The sequence below is a fragment of the Massilia sp. Root351 genome, from assembly GCF_001425045.1.
Taxonomy (GTDB): Bacteria; Pseudomonadota; Gammaproteobacteria; order Burkholderiales; family Burkholderiaceae_D; genus Rugamonas.
In genome coordinates, this window is sequence record NZ_LMDJ01000035.1 from 17,591 (window position 1) to 36,075 (window position 18,485).

Annotated in this window: 15 protein-coding genes and 1 riboswitch; of the genes, 4 read left to right on the forward strand and 11 right to left on the reverse strand. The window is 66.1% G+C overall.

From position 1 onward, the window contains the following. Window positions 1–95 precede the first annotated feature (95 nt). The 3 genes from ASD15_RS28435 to hppD form a co-directional block, all read right to left on the reverse strand. Window positions 96–1,667: a S41 family peptidase gene (locus ASD15_RS28435; protein ID WP_057158389.1), complete on the reverse strand. Its 1,572-nt coding sequence runs from the start codon at window positions 1,665–1,667 to the stop codon at window positions 96–98. 86 nt (window positions 1,668–1,753) lie between these two features. Further along, on the reverse strand, window positions 1,754–5,314 hold the full coding sequence (locus ASD15_RS28440; RefSeq protein WP_057158390.1) for an indolepyruvate ferredoxin oxidoreductase family protein: 3,561 nt from the start codon (window positions 5,312–5,314) through the stop codon (window positions 1,754–1,756). 139 nt (window positions 5,315–5,453) lie between these two features. Beyond that, window positions 5,454–6,578 carry a 4-hydroxyphenylpyruvate dioxygenase gene (hppD, locus tag ASD15_RS28445; protein ID WP_057158391.1) on the reverse strand — a complete coding sequence of 375 codons (1,125 nt, stop codon included), beginning with the start codon at window positions 6,576–6,578 and terminating at the stop codon, window positions 5,454–5,456. Between the two features lie 127 nt (window positions 6,579–6,705). Here hppD and ASD15_RS28450 point away from each other — a divergent pair, with 127 nt between their 5' ends. Then, on the forward strand, window positions 6,706–7,233 hold the full coding sequence (locus tag ASD15_RS28450) for an Lrp/AsnC family transcriptional regulator (protein WP_057158392.1): 528 nt from the start codon (window positions 6,706–6,708) through the stop codon (window positions 7,231–7,233). 16 nt (window positions 7,234–7,249) lie between these two features. Here ASD15_RS28450 and ASD15_RS28455 read toward each other — a convergent pair whose 3' ends face one another. The 4 genes from ASD15_RS28455 to ASD15_RS28470 are packed head-to-tail and all read right to left on the reverse strand — an operon-like array spanning window position 7,250 to window position 11,924. Next, window positions 7,250–7,930: a GNAT family N-acetyltransferase gene (locus tag ASD15_RS28455; protein ID WP_057158393.1), complete on the reverse strand. Its 681-nt coding sequence runs from the start codon at window positions 7,928–7,930 to the stop codon at window positions 7,250–7,252. After that, entirely contained in the window at window positions 7,923–9,176 is a 1,254-nt protein-coding gene (locus ASD15_RS28460) for a multifunctional CCA addition/repair protein (protein WP_057158686.1), read from the reverse strand. The genes ASD15_RS28455 and ASD15_RS28460 overlap by 8 nt, the downstream gene beginning before the upstream one ends. Before the next feature lie 20 nt (window positions 9,177–9,196). Further along, window positions 9,197–9,913 (reverse strand): glutathione S-transferase family protein, encoded by a 717-nt coding sequence (locus ASD15_RS28465; RefSeq protein ID WP_057158394.1) that lies wholly within the window; start codon window positions 9,911–9,913, stop codon window positions 9,197–9,199. 25 nt (window positions 9,914–9,938) lie between these two features. Beyond that, window positions 9,939–11,924: a lytic transglycosylase domain-containing protein gene (locus ASD15_RS28470; RefSeq protein WP_057158395.1), complete on the reverse strand. Its 1,986-nt coding sequence runs from the start codon at window positions 11,922–11,924 to the stop codon at window positions 9,939–9,941. Window positions 11,925–11,962: 38 nt separating this feature from the next. On the opposite strand from ASD15_RS28470, the gene ASD15_RS28475 reads away from it, so the two are divergent. Continuing rightward, window positions 11,963–12,565, forward strand: coding sequence for a 5-formyltetrahydrofolate cyclo-ligase (locus ASD15_RS28475; RefSeq protein ID WP_082552215.1), 603 nt, complete (start codon window positions 11,963–11,965; stop codon window positions 12,563–12,565). Here the strand turns inward: ASD15_RS28475 and metF are convergent. From metF to metK, 4 genes are all read right to left on the reverse strand, one after another. Beyond that, window positions 12,562–13,389 (reverse strand): methylenetetrahydrofolate reductase [NAD(P)H], encoded by an 828-nt coding sequence (metF, locus tag ASD15_RS28480; RefSeq protein WP_057158397.1) that lies wholly within the window; start codon window positions 13,387–13,389, stop codon window positions 12,562–12,564. The two genes, ASD15_RS28475 and metF, sit on opposite strands and share 4 nt — an antisense overlap. Continuing rightward, window positions 13,376–13,732, reverse strand: a complete 357-nt coding sequence (locus ASD15_RS28485) for a phage holin family protein (RefSeq protein WP_057158398.1) — start codon at window positions 13,730–13,732, stop codon at window positions 13,376–13,378. Before ASD15_RS28485 ends, metF begins: the two co-directional genes overlap by 14 nt. A 58-nt stretch (window positions 13,733–13,790) precedes the next feature. Further along, window positions 13,791–15,206, reverse strand: coding sequence for an adenosylhomocysteinase (ahcY, locus tag ASD15_RS28490; RefSeq protein WP_057158399.1), 1,416 nt, complete (start codon window positions 15,204–15,206; stop codon window positions 13,791–13,793). Window positions 15,207–15,234: 28 nt separating this feature from the next. Continuing rightward, a riboswitch (S-adenosyl-L-homocysteine riboswitch) is annotated at window positions 15,235–15,303 on the reverse strand. A gap of 61 nt (window positions 15,304–15,364) precedes the next feature. Continuing rightward, window positions 15,365–16,534 (reverse strand): methionine adenosyltransferase, encoded by a 1,170-nt coding sequence (metK, locus tag ASD15_RS28495; RefSeq protein WP_057158400.1) that lies wholly within the window; start codon window positions 16,532–16,534, stop codon window positions 15,365–15,367. Between the two features lie 187 nt (window positions 16,535–16,721). On the opposite strand from metK, the gene ASD15_RS28500 reads away from it, so the two are divergent. Beyond that, window positions 16,722–17,579 carry a lysophospholipid acyltransferase family protein gene (locus ASD15_RS28500; protein ID WP_057158402.1) on the forward strand — a complete coding sequence of 286 codons (858 nt, stop codon included), beginning with the start codon at window positions 16,722–16,724 and terminating at the stop codon, window positions 17,577–17,579. Further along, window positions 17,576–18,478, forward strand: a complete 903-nt coding sequence (locus ASD15_RS28505) for a lipid A biosynthesis acyltransferase (protein WP_057158404.1) — start codon at window positions 17,576–17,578, stop codon at window positions 18,476–18,478. Before ASD15_RS28500 ends, ASD15_RS28505 begins: the two co-directional genes overlap by 4 nt. Window positions 18,479–18,485 lie beyond the last annotated feature (7 nt).

The following is an 18,485-nucleotide window of genomic DNA, read 5'->3' on the forward strand; positions in this document are numbered from 1 at the left end:
GACTCCGGCGGTTGAGGGGAATGCAACATCCGGAAATTATAGAGCGAGCCGGGCCGCAGCAGGTAGCGCAGGCCCGGCCATGCCGCAATGGCGCCCTACCGCGCCGCCGGCTGGACGGCGATCTCGCGGCCCTGGGGGCGGACCGGCGTCATCAGCGGCGCAGCGGCGGCCCTGGCGCGCGCCGCTGCCGCCGGGCAGCTGCCGCTGGCCATGTACTGCAGCGCAACCGACAGCTGCCCCTCGGCCGGATCGCCCAGCGCGCGCGACAGGTCGTCGTTCGCCGGGCAGGTGGGCGCAAAGCCGTCCGCGTAGTCGCTCTGGCCTTTCTGGTTATAGCTTTGGTACTGCACCATGAAATAGGTGATGCCGCAGTTCGGCGCCGGCGAGAACGAGTACGGCTTGCCGCAGGTGGCGCCGCCGACGATAGTCACTTCCACGTCCACGCCGCGCAGGCTGTTGATGAGCATTTCGCTGGCCGAGCAGGTGCCGGGCCCGGTCAGCACCGTCACGCGCTTGAGGCCCAGGTAAGGCAGCTCGGTGCCGCTCTTGGCCGGGTCCAGGGAACTGAAGCCGATCGCCTTGCTGCGGAAGGCGGTGGGCTGGCGCGGCGCGATCCTGTCGCTGCCGACCGGGCGCTCGAAGATCTTGCCCTCGGTCTGCAGCGGCCCGGCGACCATGTAGGCCAGTTCGCTGGCCACCAGCACCAGGCCGCCGCCGTTGTAGCGCAGGTCGATCACCAGCTCGGACACCTTGGCCGCCTGGAACTGGCTGAACGCCTTGATCAGCTGGTTCTCGGCCACGCCGGTGTGCTCGTTGAACAGCAGGTAGCCGACCTTGGCGGAACCGGTGCTCAGCACCTTGGCCACCGGCACCGGCGGCGTGACCACGCGCGCGGCCACCATCACCACGTCGAGCTGGCGCTCGCCGCGCGCGACCACGTAGCGGTGCTGCTCGCCGGCCGCCACCGGGAACAGGGCGGCGTTCAGGCGCGCCACGCTGTCGGCGCCGCTGGCGTTGACGAAATCGAGCCCGTCCAGGCCGATCAGCCGGTCGCCGCGCTGCAGGCCGGCAAAATCCGCCGCCGTGCCCGGCGCCACGCCGGAGACGTGCCACACGCGCGGCACGCTGCCCGAGGCGCTGCTGCGCACCCACTGCACGCCGTAGCCCAGGTCCACGCCCTGCTCGATGTCGTCCCACTCGGCGCTGGTGTAGGTGAAGTGGTACTTGTCCTTGGGCTGGCCGGAGGCGGTCAGCAGCGGCGTCTTCAGGTCCTTGAAGTAGGCCAGCGGATCGGTGTAGCTGGACTGCTTCAGGTCCTTCGGCACTTCCTTGTACCAGAGATAGGTTTCGTCGGTGTACAGGCGCAGGAAATCCAGCTCGTCGGCCAGGGTGCCCTGGCGGTCCGGGTAGAACACGCCCGTGCGCGGCGCAACACACCGGTCCATCACCTCGATGGCGGCGGTGGGCGGCGGCTTGACCGGCGGCACCGGCGGCTCCACGGGGGGCGTGACGGGGGGCGTGACCGGCGGGGTCACGGGCGGCTCCGGCGTCACCGGCGGCGGTGGCGCGACGGGCTCGCCTTGCTGCTGGCCGCCGCCGCAGCCGGCCAGACCGGCCAGGCCCGCCGCCAGCAGCGCGGCCATGGCCTTGGCTGGGAAAGAAGTCATCGAAAGATTATAGCCGCCAAGCAAGTAGGCCCGGCGCCGAAGTTGCAACCAATTGCAAGCATCGGGCCGGGCCAGCCTCGCGCTTGCTATGCCGCGTGGTGCGTGGCGGCGGGCGCGTTGAAGCTGGCCAGCAGGCCCGCTTCCTTGGCCTTGGCCGCCTTCAGGTGGCGCTCCTTGACGTGGCCATAGCCGCGGATGTCCTCAGGAATGCTGGCGATGGCCACCGCCTGCGCCAGGTTGTCCGCGCTCAACTTGCCCAGCAGCCCGCCCACCGTGCTGCGGTACTCGGCGATCAGCGCGCGTTCCATCTTGCGCTCCTCCGTGTAGCCGAAGATGTCCAGCGCGGTGCCGCGCAGGCCTTTGAACCTGGCCAGCACGCCGAAGGCTTTCATCATCCACGGGCCGAACTGCTGCTTGATCAGGTGGCCTTCGGCGTCGGTCTTGGCCAGCAGCGGCGGCGCCAGGTGGAACGTGATCTGGTAGTCGCCTTCGAACATGTTCGCCACCTTTTCCCTGAACGCCGGATCGGTGTACAGCCGCGCCACTTCGTACTCGTCCTTGTAGGCCATCAGCTTGTAGAAGTAGCGCGCCACCGCTTCGGTCAGGCGCAGCTGCTTATTGCCGAGCTTGCCCTCTTCGGCGCGCACATGGTCCACGAACTGCTTGTACTTGGCGGCGTAGGACGCGTCCTGGTAAGCCGTCAGCAGTTCCATGCGGCGGTTGATGATGTCGTCCAGCGACTGGGTGCGCTTGAACTCGATCACCTTGGCCGGCGTGGTCATTTTCGTCACCAGGCCGAGGTCGTGCGCGGCGGTGCGGCCCCAGTTGAAGGCGGTCTTGTTGAAGCCGACCGACACGCCGTTCAGTTCAATCGCCTTGAGCAGCGACGCTTCCGTCAGCGGCACTTGCCCCTTCTGGAAAGCGTAGCCCAGCATGAACATATTGGTGGCGATGGCGTCGCCCATCAGCGCGGTGGCGATCTGGCCGGCGTCGACGAATTCCACGCGCTCGGCACCGCAGGCGCGCATGATTTCGCTTTGCGAAGCGGCGCCCGGGAACTGCCAGTCCGGGTTCTTCACGAACGCCGCCGTGGTGGCGCCGGTGGAGTTGACGGCGGCCCAGGTGCGGCCCTCGCCCATGCGCGACAGCGCGTCGCGGCTGGCCGTGACGATCTGGTCGCAGCCGATCACCAGGTTGGCCGCGCCGGTGCCGACGCGGGTCGAGTGCAGGTCGGACTGCCTGTCCGCCAGGCGCACGTGCGACATCACCGGGCCGCCCTTCTGCGCCAGGCCGCTCATGTCCAGTACCACCGCGCCCTTGCCTTCCACGTGCGCCGCCATGGCCAGGATCTGGCCCACGGTGACCACGCCGGTGCCGCCGATGCCGGTGATCAGGATGCCGTACGGCTCGGCGGTCGACTGCAGCACCGGCGACGGCAGCGCCGGCATGGCGGTGTCGCCGGAGGCGGCCTTCTTCGGCTTCTTCAGCGCGCCGCCTTCCACCGTCACGAACGACGGGCAGAAGCCGGTGGTGCAGGAGAAGTCCTTGTTGCAGGAGGACTGGTTGATCTGGCGCTTGCGCCCCAGTTCCGTTTCCAGCGGCTCCACCGACAGGCAGTTCGACTGCACCGAGCAGTCGCCGCAGCCTTCGCACACGGCTTCGTTGATCACGGCGCGCTTGGCCGGATCAGGGTATTCGTTGCGCTTGCGGCGGCGGCGCTTCTCGGAGGCGCAGGTCTGGTCGTAAATCATGGCCGACACGCCGGGCATGTCGCGCAGCTCGCGCTGCACGTCCATCAGCTCCGAACGGTGGCGCACGGTCACGCCTTCGGCCCACTTGTAGTCGTCCGGGTATTTGTCCGGTTCGTCGGTCACGACGATGATCGGCGTCACGCCCTCGGCCGCGATCTGGCGCGAGATCATGCCGGGATCGAGCGGGCCGTCGAAAGCCTGGCCGCCGGTCATGGCGACGGCGTCGTTGAACAGGATCTTATAGGTGATGTTGACCTTGGCCGCCACCGCCGCGCGGATCGCCAGGATGCCGGAGTGGAAGTAGGTGCCGTCGCCCAGGTTGGTGAACACGTGCTTCTCGTTGGTGAACGGCGCCTGGCCGACCCAGGTCACGCCCTCCGCGCCCATGTGGGTGAAGGTGGACGTTTCGCGGTCCATCCACAGCACCATGTAGTGGCAGCCGATGCCGGCCAGCGCGCGCGAGCCTTCCGGCACCTTGGTCGACGAGTTGTGCGGGCAGCCGGAGCAGAAGAACGGCGTGCGGTCGGTTTCCGGATTGGCTTTCACCGGCAGCGTCTTTAGCGCCAGCTCCTTCGCTTCCAGGAAGGCGATGCGCTCCTGCACCCGCTTGGCCACCGGATGGCCGGCGCAATAGTGCGCGATGCGCGAGGCGATGGCGCGCGCGATCTGCGCCGGGTTCAGCTCGTAGGTGGCCGGCAGCAGCCAGTCGCCGTGGCCGGTCTTGCCCTTGTTGCTCCACTCGCCGGTGTCGTCGAACTTGCCCACCACGCGCGGACGCTGGCCGTCCGGCAGGTTGTACAGCTCTTCCTTGAGCGCGTATTCCAGGATCTGGCGCTTCTCCTCCACCACCAGGATCTCGTCCAGGCCCTTGGCGAATTCATGCACGCCGTCCGCTTCCAGCGGCCAGGTCATGCCGATCTTGTACAGGCGGATGCCGATGTCGGCCGCGGCCTGCTCGTCGATGCCCAGGTCGGCCAGCGCCTGGCGCGTGTCGAGGTAGGACTTGCCGGCGGTGATGATGCCGATCTTCGGCTGGGGCGAGTCCCAGATGATCTTGTTCAGCTTGTTGGCACGGCAGTAGGCCAGCGCGGCGTACCACTTGTAGCTGTTCATGCGCACTTCCATGTCCAGCACGGTGTCCGGCCAGCGGATGTTCAGGCCGCCCGCCGGCAGTTCGAAGTCGGTCGGCAGCTCGATCTGCACGCGGTCCGGGTCGAAGTCGACCACGGCGCCCGATTCGATGATGTCGGTGACGCACTTCATCGACACCCACAGGCCGGTGTAGCGGCTCATGGCCCAGGCGTGCAGGCCGTAGTCGATGTATTCCTGCACCGAGGACGGGTACAGCACCGGGATGCCGCAGGCGTTCAGGATGTGGTCGGACTGGTGCGCGGTGGAGGACGACTTGGCGGCGTGGTCGTCGCCGGCCAGCACCAGCACGCCGCCGTGCTTGGCCGAGCCGGCGTTGTTGGCGTGCTTGAAGACGTCGCCGCAGCGGTCCACGCCCGGGCCCTTGCCGTACCACATGGAGAATACGCCATCGTACTTGGCGTCCTCGAACAGATTGGTCTGCTGGGTGCCCCAGACGGCGGTGGCCGCCAGGTCTTCGTTCATGCCGGGGTGGAATTTGACGTGGTGCGCGTCGAGGTATTTCTTGGCCTTCATGGCCGTCATGTCGACGCTGGTGACGGGCGAACCGCGGTAGCCGGTGATGTAGCCGGCCGTGTTCAGGCCCGCTTTCAGGTCGCGCTCGCGCTGCATCATGGGCAGGCGGATCAGCGCCTGGGTGCCGGTCATGAAGGCGCGGCCGCGCTCCAGGGTCCATTTGTCGTCTAGCGAAATGTCTTGCGCTGGCTTACCGGATTCCAGGTGGGAATCTTTGACTGGTGCGTTCATACTTAGTCTCCACTATTTCTCGGGTGCCCGGCGCGCCGTTCTGTGCGGCGCTGGCGGGTTACGCTGCGCTAACCCGCCGTGCGGGTTGCGCGCTGGTATATCGCAGGGCGGGCTAGCGCAGCGCGCGTCGCCCGCCAAATTAAACCGCTGCCTTGTCGTCTTTCAATACGCCGCGCTTGATCTGGTCCAGTTCGATGGACTCGAACAGCGCGCGGAAGTTGCCTTCGCCGAAGCCCTGGTCGCCCTTGCGCTGGATGATCTCGAAGAAGATCGGTCCGATCACGTTGGTGGTGAAGATCTGCAGCAGCAGCTCGCGCTCGCTCTCGGCGCTGTGGCCGTCGATCAGGATGCGCAGGCGGCGCAGCTCTTCGAGGTTCTCGCCGTGGTGCGGCAGGCGGCGGTTGACCAGCTCGTAATAGGTCTCGATGGTGTCCTGGAACACGATGCCGGTGTCGCGCATGGCCTGGATCGACTGGTAGATGTTGTCCGTGCCCAGCGCGATGTGCTGGATGCCCTCGCCGTGGTAGGCGTCCAGGTATTCGGCGATCTGCGACTTGTCGTCCGACGATTCATTGATCGGGATGCGGATCTTGCCGCACGGCGAGGTCATGGCTTTCGACTTCAGGCCGGTCAGCTTGCCTTCGATGTCGAAGTAGCGGATTTCGCGGAAGTTGAACAGGTTCTCGTAGAACGAGGCCCATTCCTTCATGCGGCCGCGGTGCACATTGTGGGTCAGGTGGTCGATATAGGTCAGGCCGTTGCCTACCGGGTTGGCCACCGCGCCGGGGATCGCCACGAAGTCCACGTCGTAGATGCTGATGTCGCCGATGGCGCCGGCCGGCACGCCGCTGGCGGCGTTCTTGCCGCGCCAGCGGTCCACGAAGTACAGCAGCGAGTCGCCCACGCCCTTGATGGCGGGAATGTTCAGCTCCATCGGGCCGGTCTTGTTGTCGAAGCCCCAGGCGCCCAGTTCCAGCGCGCGCTGGTAGGCGAAGGCGGCGTCGTCCACCCGGATGGCGATGGCGCACACCGACGGACCGTGCTGGCGCGCGAAGCGCTGCGCGAACGAATCCTGTTCGGCGTTGATGATGAAGTTGATCTCGCCCTGACGGTACAGGGTGACGTCCTTGTGGCGATGGCGGGCGATGGCGGTAAAACCCATGCTCTCGAACAGCGCGCCCAGGGCCTTGGGGTCCGGCGCCGCGTACTCGACAAACTCAAAGCCGTCGGTACCCATGGGGTTGTCCAAAGATTCGAATTTCATGTGCGTCTCCTATGCTTATTTTCCGCCCAGTATAGTCCTCGGCGGGCGGCATTAAATTGCGAACAATTCCCGGACACGCTGGATTTGCGCAATAATATTGCTTGTAACCTGACCAAAAGAGGGATTTATGACCAAGATTGCGCTCGATAAAACCGATCGTAAGATTCTTGCTATCTTGCAAAGCGACGGCCGCCTGTCCAACCAGGACGTGGCGGAACAAGTCAGCCTGTCGCCGTCGCCGTGCCTGCGCCGCATCAAGCGCCTGGAAGAGGAAGGCGTGATCCGCCAGTACGTGGCGCTGCTGGACCCGGACAAGATCGGCCTGGGCCTGCTGGCCTATGTGAACGTGCGCCTGGAGAAACACAGCGACGCGGCGGCCGCCAACCACAGCACCGCGCGCGCGCTCGGCGTCAACCCCAGCGGCACCTCGCCGCGCGCCGACTTCGCCGTGGCGGTGGAGCAGTGGCCGGAAGTGGTGGCCTGCTATGCGATGACGGGGGAAATGGACTACCTGCTGCGGGTGCACGTGGAAGACATGGACCACTTCTCGCGCTTCATGATGGCGACCTTGCTGCGCCACCCGGCGGTGCTGGACGTGAAGTCCAGTTTCGCGCTGCAGCGGGTGAAGGACACCACCGCGCTGCCGCTGGTTTGAGTCCCGGCCGCGGGGCCTAGCGGTCCTGCTTCTTGCGGCCCGGCAGCTTGTCGAACCATTTGACGGCGGCGCGGGTGTTGGCCTTGATCGCGTAGTCCAGCGTGGCCACCTGCTCCTCCACCGCCTCCTGCAGCATGCTGACCGGGTTGGCCAGCTCCAGCTTCAGGTAGGCGTCGGCCTCGCCGTAGTCGCGGTGGATCTGCATGCCGGCCTTTTTGGCGATATGCATCATGGTCTGGTTGGACGACAGGCAGTGCATGTACAGGGTGTCGACGTCGTTGTTGCGGCAATGGATGGCGGCGCGCTCGAACAGCTTGGAGCCGATGCCCAGCCCGCGCGCCGACTTCGACACCGACACGCCGAACTCCGCCACCCGTTCCTTCTCGGTGGCCGAGTTCTTGGCCTCCTTGGGCGCGAATGCCAGGTGGCCGACCGCCACCAGCTTGAAGACGCGGTTGTAGACCCCGAACACCATGTCGCGCGAAAAATCGATGCCCTGCACGTACTTGGCGACCTGCTCGTCGCCCAGGTAGGAACCGAAGCGCAGCAGGCGGTCGGCTTTTTCCAGGGCCAGGAAATGCTTCAGCATGCGCCGCCGGTCGCGCTCGGCCAGCTCCTTGACCATGACGGTCGGGCGGTACTTGCTGCCCTTGAGCCAGCGCCGCAGCGGATTGCGGAACATGTTCAGCCTAGTCATCGTCGTCCTCCGCGGTGGCCACGCCCAGGGCGGCGCGCACGGCGCCGACGCGGGCGCGGTGCACCATTTCCGGTATGCGCTGCGGGTGTTCGGTGCAGCGCTGGGCGATCTCGCCAGCATTCACGCCGCGCGCGGCGGCCAGCGACTTTTCCAGGTGTGCCAGCTGCGGGAAAGGCTTGTCGCGGAAGCTCACGCCGTTGCCTTCGCGGCCGCAGGAATCGCATTCGGTGGCCAGCAGCATCTGCGTGAAGCGGGCCGGCTTGCGGAAGGCGTCGCAGCGCTCCAGCAGCTTGACGATGGTGTTCGGGCGCAGCTGCAGCGCCCGGCCCACGTTGCCGTGCTCGCGCGCGGTCATCACCGCCAGGTCGCGGCACTCGCTGGGCACTTTCAGGCGCTTGCACACCTGCTCCACCAGCTTGGCGCCGTCGCCCTCGTGGCCGTGGTGCGCGGGCCATTTTTCCGGCGGGGTGACGCCCTTGCCCAGGTCGTGCATCAGGCTGGCGAAGCGCACCGGCAGCTCGTGGCCGCGCGCGGCGGCGTAGTCCACCACCAGCTGCATGTGGATGCCGGTGTCGATTTCAGGGTGGTGTGCTTCGGGCTGCGGCACGCCCCACAGCGCGTCCAGCTCCGGCACGATGCGCGCCAGCGCGCCGCAGTCACGCAGCACCTGCAGCATGCGCGACGGCTTCTGCTCCATCAGCCCGCGCGACACTTCCTGCCACACGCGCTCGGGCACCAGCGCGTCCACTTCGCCCTGCTCCACCATGTTGCGCATCAGCGCATTGGTTTCGGGCGCCACGCGGAAATCCGGATAACGCGCGGCAAAGCGCGCCACGCGCAGGATGCGCACCGGGTCTTCGGCGAAGGCTGCCGAGACGTGGCGGAAAATGCGTTGTTCGATGTCGCGCCGGCCGTTGAACGGATCGGTCAATGTGCCGTCTTCGGCCCTGGCGATGGCGTTGATGGTCAGATCGCGCCGCACCAGGTCCTGCTCCAGCGTCACCTCGGACGAGGTGTGGAACACGAAGCCCTTGTAGCCGGGCGCGGTCTTGCGCTCGGTGCGGGCCAGCGCGTATTCCTCCTGCGTCTTCGGGTGCAGGAACACCGGGAAGTCCTTGCCGACCGGGCGGTAGCCCTGCGCCAGCATGTCTTCCGGCGTGGCGCCGACCACCACGTGGTCGTGATCCTGCACCGGCAGGCCGAGCAGCTCATCGCGCACCGCGCCGCCGACGACGTAGATCCTCATTGCCATATCCTTCGGCATCCTCAGTCCGGCATTTCCGCGTCGTGCAGCGGGCAGGTTTCGGTTTCGGCCTGCGCCTCGCTGATCCAGCGCGCCACCGCCGGATGGGCGCGCACGCGTTCGCAGTAGGCGTTCAGCGCGGGCGGCAGCACCACGCCGTAGGTCTTGAAGCGCATCACCACCGGCGCGTAGTAGGCGTCGGCGATGGAGAACTCGCCGAACAGGAATTCGTGGTGGCCGAAGCGGCTCAGGCACTCTTCCCAGATTTCGCTGATGCGGCCGATATCGGCCTGGGTGCCGGGCGTGCGGCCCTTGCCGGGATAGCTGCCCTTGATGTTCATCGACATCGAGTTGCGCAGGCTGGAGAAACCGGAATGCATTTCGGCGCAGACCGAACGCGCCATCGCGCGCGCGGCCACATCCTGCGGCCACATGTGTTTTTCGGGGAACTGCTCGGCCAGGTACTCGCAGATGGCCAGGCTGTCCCAGATCGTCATTTCGCCGGCCAGCAGCACCGGCACCCGGCCGCAGGCCGAGAATTCGGCGATCTTGCTGGCGGTGTCGTTCTGGTCCAGCAGCACGCGCACTTCCTGGAACGGGATGTTGAAGGCGGTCATGGCCACCCAGGGCCGCATCGACCACGAGGAATAATTCTTGTTGCCGATAACAAGGGTCAGGCCGGGCGCGCGCGCGGCGGCCAGGGTTTGCGACAGCGTAGGATCGAGTACGGTGGTTTGCATAGGTGTTCCCGGTGTTGAAATAGTGTCAGCGGCCGCCGTAAGTGGCTTCGCTGCGTTCCTGTTCCGTATAGCCTTTCGGCCCGACCGTGCCCAGGCGCGCCTTCAGCGACTGCGGGCGGCCCTCGAACAGGGCGGCGTAATAGGTGGCGTTCGACATCACGTTTTTCACGTAGACGCGCGTTTCGAAGAACGGAATCGACTCAATGAACACCGCGCTTTCCATCGGCTTGCCCAGCGTCGAGCGCCACGAGCGCAGGCGCCCCGGCCCGGCGTTGTAGGCGGCGGTGGCCAGCACCTGCGAACCGTCCATGCTGCCCAGCACCATGTTCATGTAGTTGGTGCCCAGCATGATATTGGTCTTGACGTCGGTGATGGCGTCCTGCACGAAGTCGGTCACGCCGATCTTCTTGGCCACCCAGCGCGCGGTGGACGGCATCACCTGCATCAGGCCGGAGGCGCCGGCGTGCGATTGCGCGTCCATGATGAAGCGCGATTCCTGGCGGATGATGCCGTACACCCAGGCCTTGTCCAGGCCCAGCGTCTGCGTGGCCGGATGCATGATGTCGTCGTGCGGCGACGGGAAGCGCTGGGTGTAGTCGACCTGCACCCGGGTGCGGTCGGACGTATTGACCATGCGGTCCAGGATATGGTGCTGGCGCGCCAATTCGGCGGCGGCCAGGTGGCCGCGCTCGTCCAGGCTGCGCAGCTCCCAGTTCCATTCGCGCGTGCCTTCGAAGCGCAGCCGCATGCCGAAGAATTTGAGCGCGCGCTGGAAGCCGGGGCGCTCGCCGATGGCGGCCACTTCGGCCGGCGCCAGCGGCGCGCCCGGCGGCGGGATGCTGATCAGGTGGCCCAGTTCCTCCTGCGCCAGCAGGCCGTAGAAGTTGGCCTGGTCGGCGATGCCGCGCAGCAGCTGGGCCGCTTCCGGCGTCGGATGCAGCGCGCCCGACTCGGCCATCAGGGCGCGGGCGCGCCAGTAGATCCAGGCCGGATCGGTGCGCAGCGCCTCGGGCATGGCGGCGATGTTCTTCTTGACCTGCGGCCAGTCGCCGTCGCGCAGCGCGATGCGGGTCTTCCACTGGTGCTGGTCGATCGACAGCGGCGCGCCCTCCGACTTGCGCCAGTAGGCGCTGGTGTCCGGCGACAGCGAATAGGACGACTGCAGCGCGATGGCGGCCCAGCCGATGGCCTGCTCCTGCGCGCTCAGCTGCGGCGCGGCTTTTTCCAGCGCCAGCACGGCCAGCTTCATGCTGGTCTTGGCGGCGCGGCCGACGGCCACCAGGAAGGTTTCATGTTCCACCCGGCCGCTGCCCGGGCCCTTGGCGATGGCCACCAGCGGCAGGTCCACCGCCTGGGTGATCTTCTTGTCCACGCCGCCCAGCAGCAGGATGGCGCGGCGCGCCTGGCCGGTGGCGTTGAATTCGCCCGCCAGGCGCACCTGCGCCCACACATCGTCGGCGCCGAACTGGCCGGCCTGGTACAGGGTCGCGATCAGGCCGGCGCAGGCCTCGCCGTAACCGTTGGGCGCGGTCAGCAGGGCGCGCGCCTCGTCGGCCACCTTCAGGCCCTTCAGGGCGCGGGACTGCAGTCCGTAGCACTTGACCTGGGTGTCGTCGTTGAGCACGAACAGCGGCAGCTGGTCGTCGAAGTTGGGCCAGTCCTTCTTGCGCCCCAGCTCCAGCAGCCAGTCGTTGCGCAGCCGGTCGGCGATGGCGCTGCCTTCGTAGCGCTTGAGGAATTCGCGGATCTCGTAGGTGGTGGCGTCACGCCAGCGCGATTTCAGCCGATAATAATCGACATAGGAAGGAATCGAATAGTTGGGCAGGCGGGCGGCGTAGAAGTCGGCCTTCTGCGTCTCATCCTTGCGTACCGCTTCGCGCAGCAGCAGGAAGGCGTCATCCTCTTTGCGGGTATCCGCGCCGGCGTCCTGGGCACGAGCCACGCTGGCAAAGGCGCATAGTGCGGCGGCAGCAAGCGCGGCGCCGGCAATCCATTTCGACCTGGAAATCAATGTACGACTCTCACAAAAATTCAAGACAGACTCACGACATGAGCAGCGACCCTAGAATACCACGCAACGCCCTCCAGCCCCTAGCTCAGCCAGAGGGCGGCCAGCCGAAATCGGCGCTGCGCAAACACATGCTGGCGGCGCGCCGCGCAGTGGACGCGGACACCCGCGCGCAGTGGGACCGTGCGCTATGCCGGCAGGTGCTGGCGTGGCAACAGAAAAACAAGGCGCCAGCGCTGGGCGTGTATTGGCCGCTGCGCGACGAGCCGGACCTGCACCCGGCCTACGCCGAGCTGGCGCGGCGCGGCGTGCGGCTGCTGCTGCCGGTGGTGGTGCGCAGGGATGCGGCGCTCGAATTTGCGCACTGGCAGATCGGCGAGGCGATGGTGAAGGATGCGATGGGGGTGGCGGTGCCGGCCGACTTGCGCATGGAGGCGTACCCGCCGGCGCTGCTGGTGCCGTGCCTGGGCTACAACCGGCACGGCTACCGGCTGGGCTACGGCGGCGGCTTTTATGACCGGACCCTGGCGCGCGCGCCGCGCCCGGCCACCGTCGGCATTGCGTATTCCTGCCTGCTCGCCGACTTCCCCGATGATAGCCACGACATCGCGCTCGATGCCGTGCTGACCGAACTGGACGCTTAGACCAGGCGCTGCCAGAGCGCCGTGGTGGCGGCGGCCTGGTTCATGCTGTAGAAGTGCAGGCCGGGCGCGCCGCCCGCCAGCAGGCGCTCGCACAGGCTGCCCACCACGTCCAGGCCGAAGGCCTTGATGGCGGCGCTGTCGTCGCCGAAGCTGGCCAGCTTCAGGCGCACCCAGCGCGGAATCTCGGCGCCGCACATGTCGGAAAAGCGCATCAGCTGCGTGTAGTTGGTGATCGGCATGATGCCGGCCACGATGGGCACCGCGATACCCAGCTTTTGGGCCTGCTCCACGAACTGGAAATAGGCGTCGGCGTTGTAGAAATACTGCGTGATGGCGGCGTTGGCGCCCGCCTTCACCTTGCGCTCGAAGGCCAGCAGGTCGTCCTGCGGCGACTTGGCCTGCGGGTGCACTTCCGGATAGGCCGCCACTTCGATGTGGAACCAGTCGCCCGTTTCGGCGCGGATGAACTCGACCAGCTCGTTGGCGTAGCGGAACTCGCCGGAGGCGCCGTAGCCGCTCGGCAAGTCGCCGCGCAGCGCCACGATGCGCTTGATGCCGTGCGACTTGTATTCGTTCAGGATGGCGCGGATCGACTCGCGCGTGCCGCCCACGCAGGACAGGTGCGGCGCCGCGTCCTCGCCGGCGGCCAGGATCTCGCGCACCGTGTCCAGGGTGCCGGTCTGCGTGGTGCCGCCGGCGCCGAACGTGACGGAGAAATACTTGGGGTGCAGCTCGGACAGCTGGGCGCGCACCGCGCGCAGCTTTTCCGCTCCTTCCGCCGTCTTGGGCGGAAAGAATTCGATACTGAAATTAGGGGTTTCCATCGGCATTCTTCAGAAGTAAGGTGGACAAAGCCCAGGAAATCACACTGTACAAAATGGCGCCGCCCATGGCGGACCAGAAGCTGTCGACATGGAAGCCGTCGATCCATTGCGCCACCAGCCAGAACATGAAGCCGTTGATGACCAGGATGAACAGGCCCAGCGACAGCAGCGTCACCGGCAGCGTGAGCAGCACCAGGACGGGCCGTATCAGTGTGTTGACCAGGCCCAGCACTAAGGCTGCGACCAGGGCTGCGCCTATGCTCGTGACATCGACGGAATGCATCAGGTAGGGCACGGCGAACAGCGCCGCGGCATTGATTAACCAGGTAAGGACCAAACGCATAGATAAGCCTCGCAGCGGATAAACAAAGGGCCGGCTGCGAGCCGGCCCGGTTCACTGATTAGTAGCGGTAGTGTTCAGGCTTGTAAGGGCCTTCTTTTTTCACGTTGATGTAGGCGGCCTGCTCTTCGGTCAGCTCGGTCAGCTGCGCGTTCAGCTTGCGCAGCTGCAGGCGGGCGACCTTCTCGTCCAGGTGCTTCGGCAGCACGTACACGCCGACCGGGTAGGCCTTGGTGTTGGCGAACAGTTCGATCTGGGCGATGGTCTGGTTGGCGAAGGAGGACGACATCACGTACGACGGGTGGCCCGTGCCGCAGCCCAGGTTCACCAGGCGGCCTTCGGCCAGCAGGATGATGCGCTTGCCGCTCGGGAAGATCACGTGGTCCACCTGCGGCTTGATGTTTTCCCAGGTGTACTTCTTCAGCGCGGCGACGTCGATCTCGTTGTCGAAGTGGCCGATGTTGCAGACGATGGCCTGGTCCTTCATGGCCAGCATGTGCTGCTCGGTCAGGATGTGGTAGTTGCCGGTGCAGGTGACGAAGATGTCGCCGTGTTCGGCGGCGTAGTCCATGGTCACCACGCGGTAGCCTTCCATCGCGGCCTGCAGCGCGCAGATCGGATCGATCTCGGTGACCCACACTTGCGCCGACAGCGCGCGCATGGCTTGCGCCGAGCCCTTGCCCACGTCGCCGTAGCCGGCGATGACGGCGATCTTGCCGGCGATCATGACGTCGGTGGCGCGCTTGATGCCGTCCACCAGCGATTCGCGGCAGCCGTACAGGTTGTCGAACTTGGACTTGGTGACCGAATCGTTCACGTTGATGGCAGGGAAAGCCAGCTTGCCTTCCTTGTGCATCTGGTACAGGCGGTGCACGCCGGTGGTGGTCTCTTCGGTCACGCCGAGGATGGCCGGCAGGCGCTTGGAGTACCAGGTGGCGTCTTTCGCCAGGTGGGCCTTGATCGAGTTGAACAGGCAGATCTCTTCTTCCGAACCGGGGTTGGCCAGCACCGAGATGTCGGTTTCGGCGCGGGTGCCCAGGTGCAGCAGCAGGGTGGCGTCGCCGCCGTCGTCCAGGATCATGTTCGAGTACACGCCTTCGCCCGGCCACTCGAAGATGCGGTGCGTGTAGTCCCAGTATTCGTCCAGCGACTCGCCCTTGACGGCGAACACCGGGGTGCCGGCGGCGGCGATGGCGGCGGCGGCGTGGTCCTGGGTCGAGTAGATGTTGCACGAGGCCCAGCGCACTTGCGCGCCCAGCGCTTCCAGCGTGCGGATCAGCACGGCGGTCTGGATGGTCATGTGCAGCGAACCGGTGATGCGCGCGCCCTTCAGCGGCTGGGCGGCCGCGAATTCCTCGCGGATGGCCATCAGGCCGGGCATTTCGGTTTCAGCGATCTTGATTTCTTTTTCGCCCCATGCGGCCAGGCCGATGTCAGCGATGATGTAGTCTTGTGCGGATTTGAGTACGGCGTTCATCACGCCCTCCTTTCAATGGTTGAAAAAAGTAACGTGAGCGCGGTGTTGATTCCGAGCCTGGCCAGCCGTACGGCGGGTCGCAGCGCTCCTCGGAAGGGAGATTCTAGCAGAAACAGGACTAGCGGGGTCAGACCCGATGGGTCTGACCCGGCTTTTTTTTAGCTCAGGCCGGCGGCGGCGCGCAGGGCAGCCACCTTGTCGGTGCGCTCCCAGCTGAATTCCGGCTCTTCGCGGCCGAAGTGGCCGTAGGCGGCGGTCTTCTGGTAGATCGGACGCAGCAGGTCCAGCATCTGCACGATGCCTTTCGGGCGCAGGTCGAAGTGCTCCAGCACCAGCTTGGCGATGGCGTCGTCCGAAATCACGCCGGTGCCTTCGGTGTAGACGGTGATGTTGATCGGACGGGCGATGCCGATCGCGTACGACACCTGCACCTGGCACTGGCGCGCCAGGCCGGCCGCGACGATGTTCTTGGCCACGTAGCGCGCGGCGTAGGCGGCCGAACGGTCAACCTTGGAGGGGTCCTTGCCGGAGAACGCGCCGCCGCCGTGCGGGGCTGCGCCGCCGTAGGTGTCGACGATGATCTTGCGGCCGGTCAGGCCGCAGTCGCCCTGCGGGCCGCCGATGACGAAGCGGCCGGTCGGGTTGACCAGGAATTTGGTGTCCTTCAGCCAGCCGGACGGCAGCACCGGCTTGATGATCTCTTCGATCACCGCTTCTTCGATTTGCTTGTGGCTCACTTCCGGCGCGTGCTGGGTCGACAGCACCACGGTGTCGACCGACACCGGGCGGCCGTCGACGTAGCGCAGCGTCACTTGCGACTTGGCATCCGGACGCAGCCATGGCAGGCGGCCGTCCTTGCGCAGCTGCGACTGGCGCTCGACCAGGCGGTGCGCGTAGTAGATCGCGGCCGGCATCAGTTCCGGGGTTTCGTCGCAGGCGTAGCCGAACATCAGGCCCTGGTCGCCGGCGCCCTGGTCCAGGTCCAGGCCGGCGCCTTCGTCCACGCCCTGGGCGATGTCCGGCGACTGCTTGTCGTAGCACACCATGACGGCGCAACCCTTGTAGTCGATGCCGTAGTCGGTGTTGTCGTAGCCGATGCGCTTGATGGTTTCGCGCGCTACTTGAATATAATCAACGTTGGCATGCGTGGTAATCTCGCCTGCCAGCACCACCAGGCCGGTGTTGCACAGGGTTTCAGCGGCTACGCGCGCTTTCGGGTCTTGCGCCAGGATGGCGTCGAGAATGGCGTCCGAAATCTGGTCGGCAACCTTGTCCGGGTGGCCTTCAGATACGGATTCCGAGGTGAAGAGGTAGTCGTTGGAAGACATCGCAAGCTCCTGATACTGGTTTTGTAAACATGTCGCAACAACCAATATGGCTTGCGACGCTTTAGCGATATTTATATTCCGCTTCGCAAGTTGTCTGTTAACTCAGCGGATACTGCATACGTGGTATTTTACGCTTCTTTTAAAAACTTTTGGCAAGGCAAAATTTTTTGCCCCGCTCGAATCCTCCATGCTTGTCACCATATTCCGCTTCCTTTCCGTCTTTCCCTTGCCAGTCTTGCACGCCCTGGGCGCCGCGCTCGGCTGGCTGGTGTATCTGCTGTCGCCATCGCACCGGCGCCGCATGCGCGACAATATGCGCCAGGCCGGCGTCGAGCGCCATCTGGGCGCCGCGATTGCCGAGTCTGGCAAGAGCATACTGGAATTGCCGTTTATCTGGTGCGCGCCTCCGGAGCGCGTGTCGCGCCACGCCAGCACCGAGAATTGGGAGCTGGTGCAACGCACGCTGGACGCCGGGCGCGGGATTGTGTTCCTGACGCCACACCTTGGCTGTTTTGAAATTGTCGCCCAGGAAATTGCGCTGCGCACCGAACTGATGGTGATGTACCGGCCACCGAAAAAGGCGGCGCTGAAACCGCTGATCGAGGGCGCCCGCGCGCGCAAGAACCTGCTGCTGGCGCCGGCCAATATGTCCGGCGTGCGCATGCTGGCCAAGACGCTCAAGAAGGGCATGCCGATCGGCCTGCTGCCCGACCAGGTGCCGCAGGAAGGCGAAGGCGTGTTCGCCGACTTCTTCGGCCGCAGCGCCTACACCATGACCCTGCCGGCCAAGCTGGCGCAGCTGGGCGACGCGGTGGTGATCGTCACCTACGCCGAGCGGCTGCCGTTCGGCCGCGGCTATGTGATCCGCTTCGTGCCGTTCGAGGGCACGCTGGACGGCTCCAGCGCCGAGCAGGCGCGCGCCATCAACGCCGCCATGGAGCAGCTGATCGCGCGCGCGCCGGCGCAATATTACTGGAGCTACAACCGCTACAAGGTGCCGGCCGGCGCCGCGGCCGGCGCGGCCGCCACCCCGGAGGCGCCATGAAAGTGCTGCTGGGATTCATGTGGCTGCTGCACTGGCTGCCGCTGCCGGTGCTGGGCCGCTTCGGCAAGGCGGTCGGCTCGCTGCTGTTCATCGTCATGAAGCCGCGGCGCGACATCACGCTGACCAATCTGCGCCTGTGCCTGCCCGAACTGTCCGAGGCCGAGCGCACCGCGCTGGCGCGGCGCCATTTCCAGGCCTATTCGCGCAGCGTGTTCGAGCGCTCCATCCTGTGGTGGGCTTCCGAGGCGCGCCTGCAGCGCCTGATCAGGGTGGTGTCGTTCGACGGCGCCCACCCGGAGTCGGCCGGCATCCCGGTGGCGGCCATGACGGGCCAGCCCACCATCCTGCTGTGCCCGCACTTCGTGTGCCTGGACGTGGCCGGCGCGGCGATCGCCATGCAGGCGTCGGCCTCGTCCATGTACGTGCAGCAGAAGAACGCCGTGTTCGACAAGGTGCTGCGCGACGGCCGCGCCCGCTTCAAGCCGGTGCGCCTGTTCACGCGCCTGGACGGCATCAAGCCCATCCTGCGCGCGCTGAAGGAAAAGCTGCCCTACTTCATGCTGCCGGACATGGATTTCGGCGAAAAGGACGCCGAGTTCGTGCCTTTCTTCGGCGTGCAGGCGGCCACCCTGTCGGCCACCGCGCGCATCGCGGCGGCCACCGGGGCCCAGGTCATGCCGGTGATCAGCACCTTCCTGCCCGATTATCAGGGCTGGCAGGTAAAATTCTACGCGCCGTGGGACAATTACCCGGGTCCGGACATGGTGGAAGCGACGCGCCGCATGAACGCCTTCATCGAGGAACGCGTGCGCGAGGCCCCGGCCGAATATTTCTGGACGCATAAGCGCTTCAAGACGCGTCCCAACGGCGAGCCCTCCTTTTACGGCAAGGCCCGCTAAGCCAACG

What these genes read in the sequence shown, in the direction of transcription:
- metF (WP_057158397.1), bottom strand. Translation starts at nt 13,389, where the DNA reads ATGGAAACCCCTAATTTCAGTATCGAATTCTTTCCGCCCAAGACGGCG.
- ASD15_RS28465 (WP_057158394.1), bottom strand. Translation starts at nt 9,913, where the DNA reads ATGCAAACCACCGTACTCGATCCTACGCTGTCGCAAACCCTGGCCGCC.
- ASD15_RS28485 (WP_057158398.1), bottom strand. Translation starts at nt 13,732, where the DNA reads ATGCGTTTGGTCCTTACCTGGTTAATCAATGCCGCGGCGCTGTTCGCC.
- ASD15_RS28455 (WP_057158393.1), bottom strand. Translation starts at nt 7,930, where the DNA reads ATGACTAGGCTGAACATGTTCCGCAATCCGCTGCGGCGCTGGCTCAAG.
- ASD15_RS28500 (WP_057158402.1), top strand. Translation starts at nt 16,722, where the DNA reads ATGCTTGTCACCATATTCCGCTTCCTTTCCGTCTTTCCCTTGCCAGTC.
- ASD15_RS28435 (WP_057158389.1), bottom strand. Translation starts at nt 1,667, where the DNA reads ATGACTTCTTTCCCAGCCAAGGCCATGGCCGCGCTGCTGGCGGCGGGC.
- ASD15_RS28475 (WP_082552215.1), top strand. Translation starts at nt 11,963, where the DNA reads ATGAGCAGCGACCCTAGAATACCACGCAACGCCCTCCAGCCCCTAGCT.
- ahcY (WP_057158399.1), bottom strand. Translation starts at nt 15,206, where the DNA reads ATGAACGCCGTACTCAAATCCGCACAAGACTACATCATCGCTGACATC.
- hppD (WP_057158391.1), bottom strand. Translation starts at nt 6,578, where the DNA reads ATGAAATTCGAATCTTTGGACAACCCCATGGGTACCGACGGCTTTGAG.
- ASD15_RS28460 (WP_057158686.1), bottom strand. Translation starts at nt 9,176, where the DNA reads ATGAGGATCTACGTCGTCGGCGGCGCGGTGCGCGATGAGCTGCTCGGC.
- ASD15_RS28440 (WP_057158390.1), bottom strand. Translation starts at nt 5,314, where the DNA reads ATGAACGCACCAGTCAAAGATTCCCACCTGGAATCCGGTAAGCCAGCG.
- ASD15_RS28450 (WP_057158392.1), top strand. Translation starts at nt 6,706, where the DNA reads ATGACCAAGATTGCGCTCGATAAAACCGATCGTAAGATTCTTGCTATC.
- metK (WP_057158400.1), bottom strand. Translation starts at nt 16,534, where the DNA reads ATGTCTTCCAACGACTACCTCTTCACCTCGGAATCCGTATCTGAAGGC.
- ASD15_RS28505 (WP_057158404.1), top strand. Translation starts at nt 17,576, where the DNA reads ATGAAAGTGCTGCTGGGATTCATGTGGCTGCTGCACTGGCTGCCGCTG.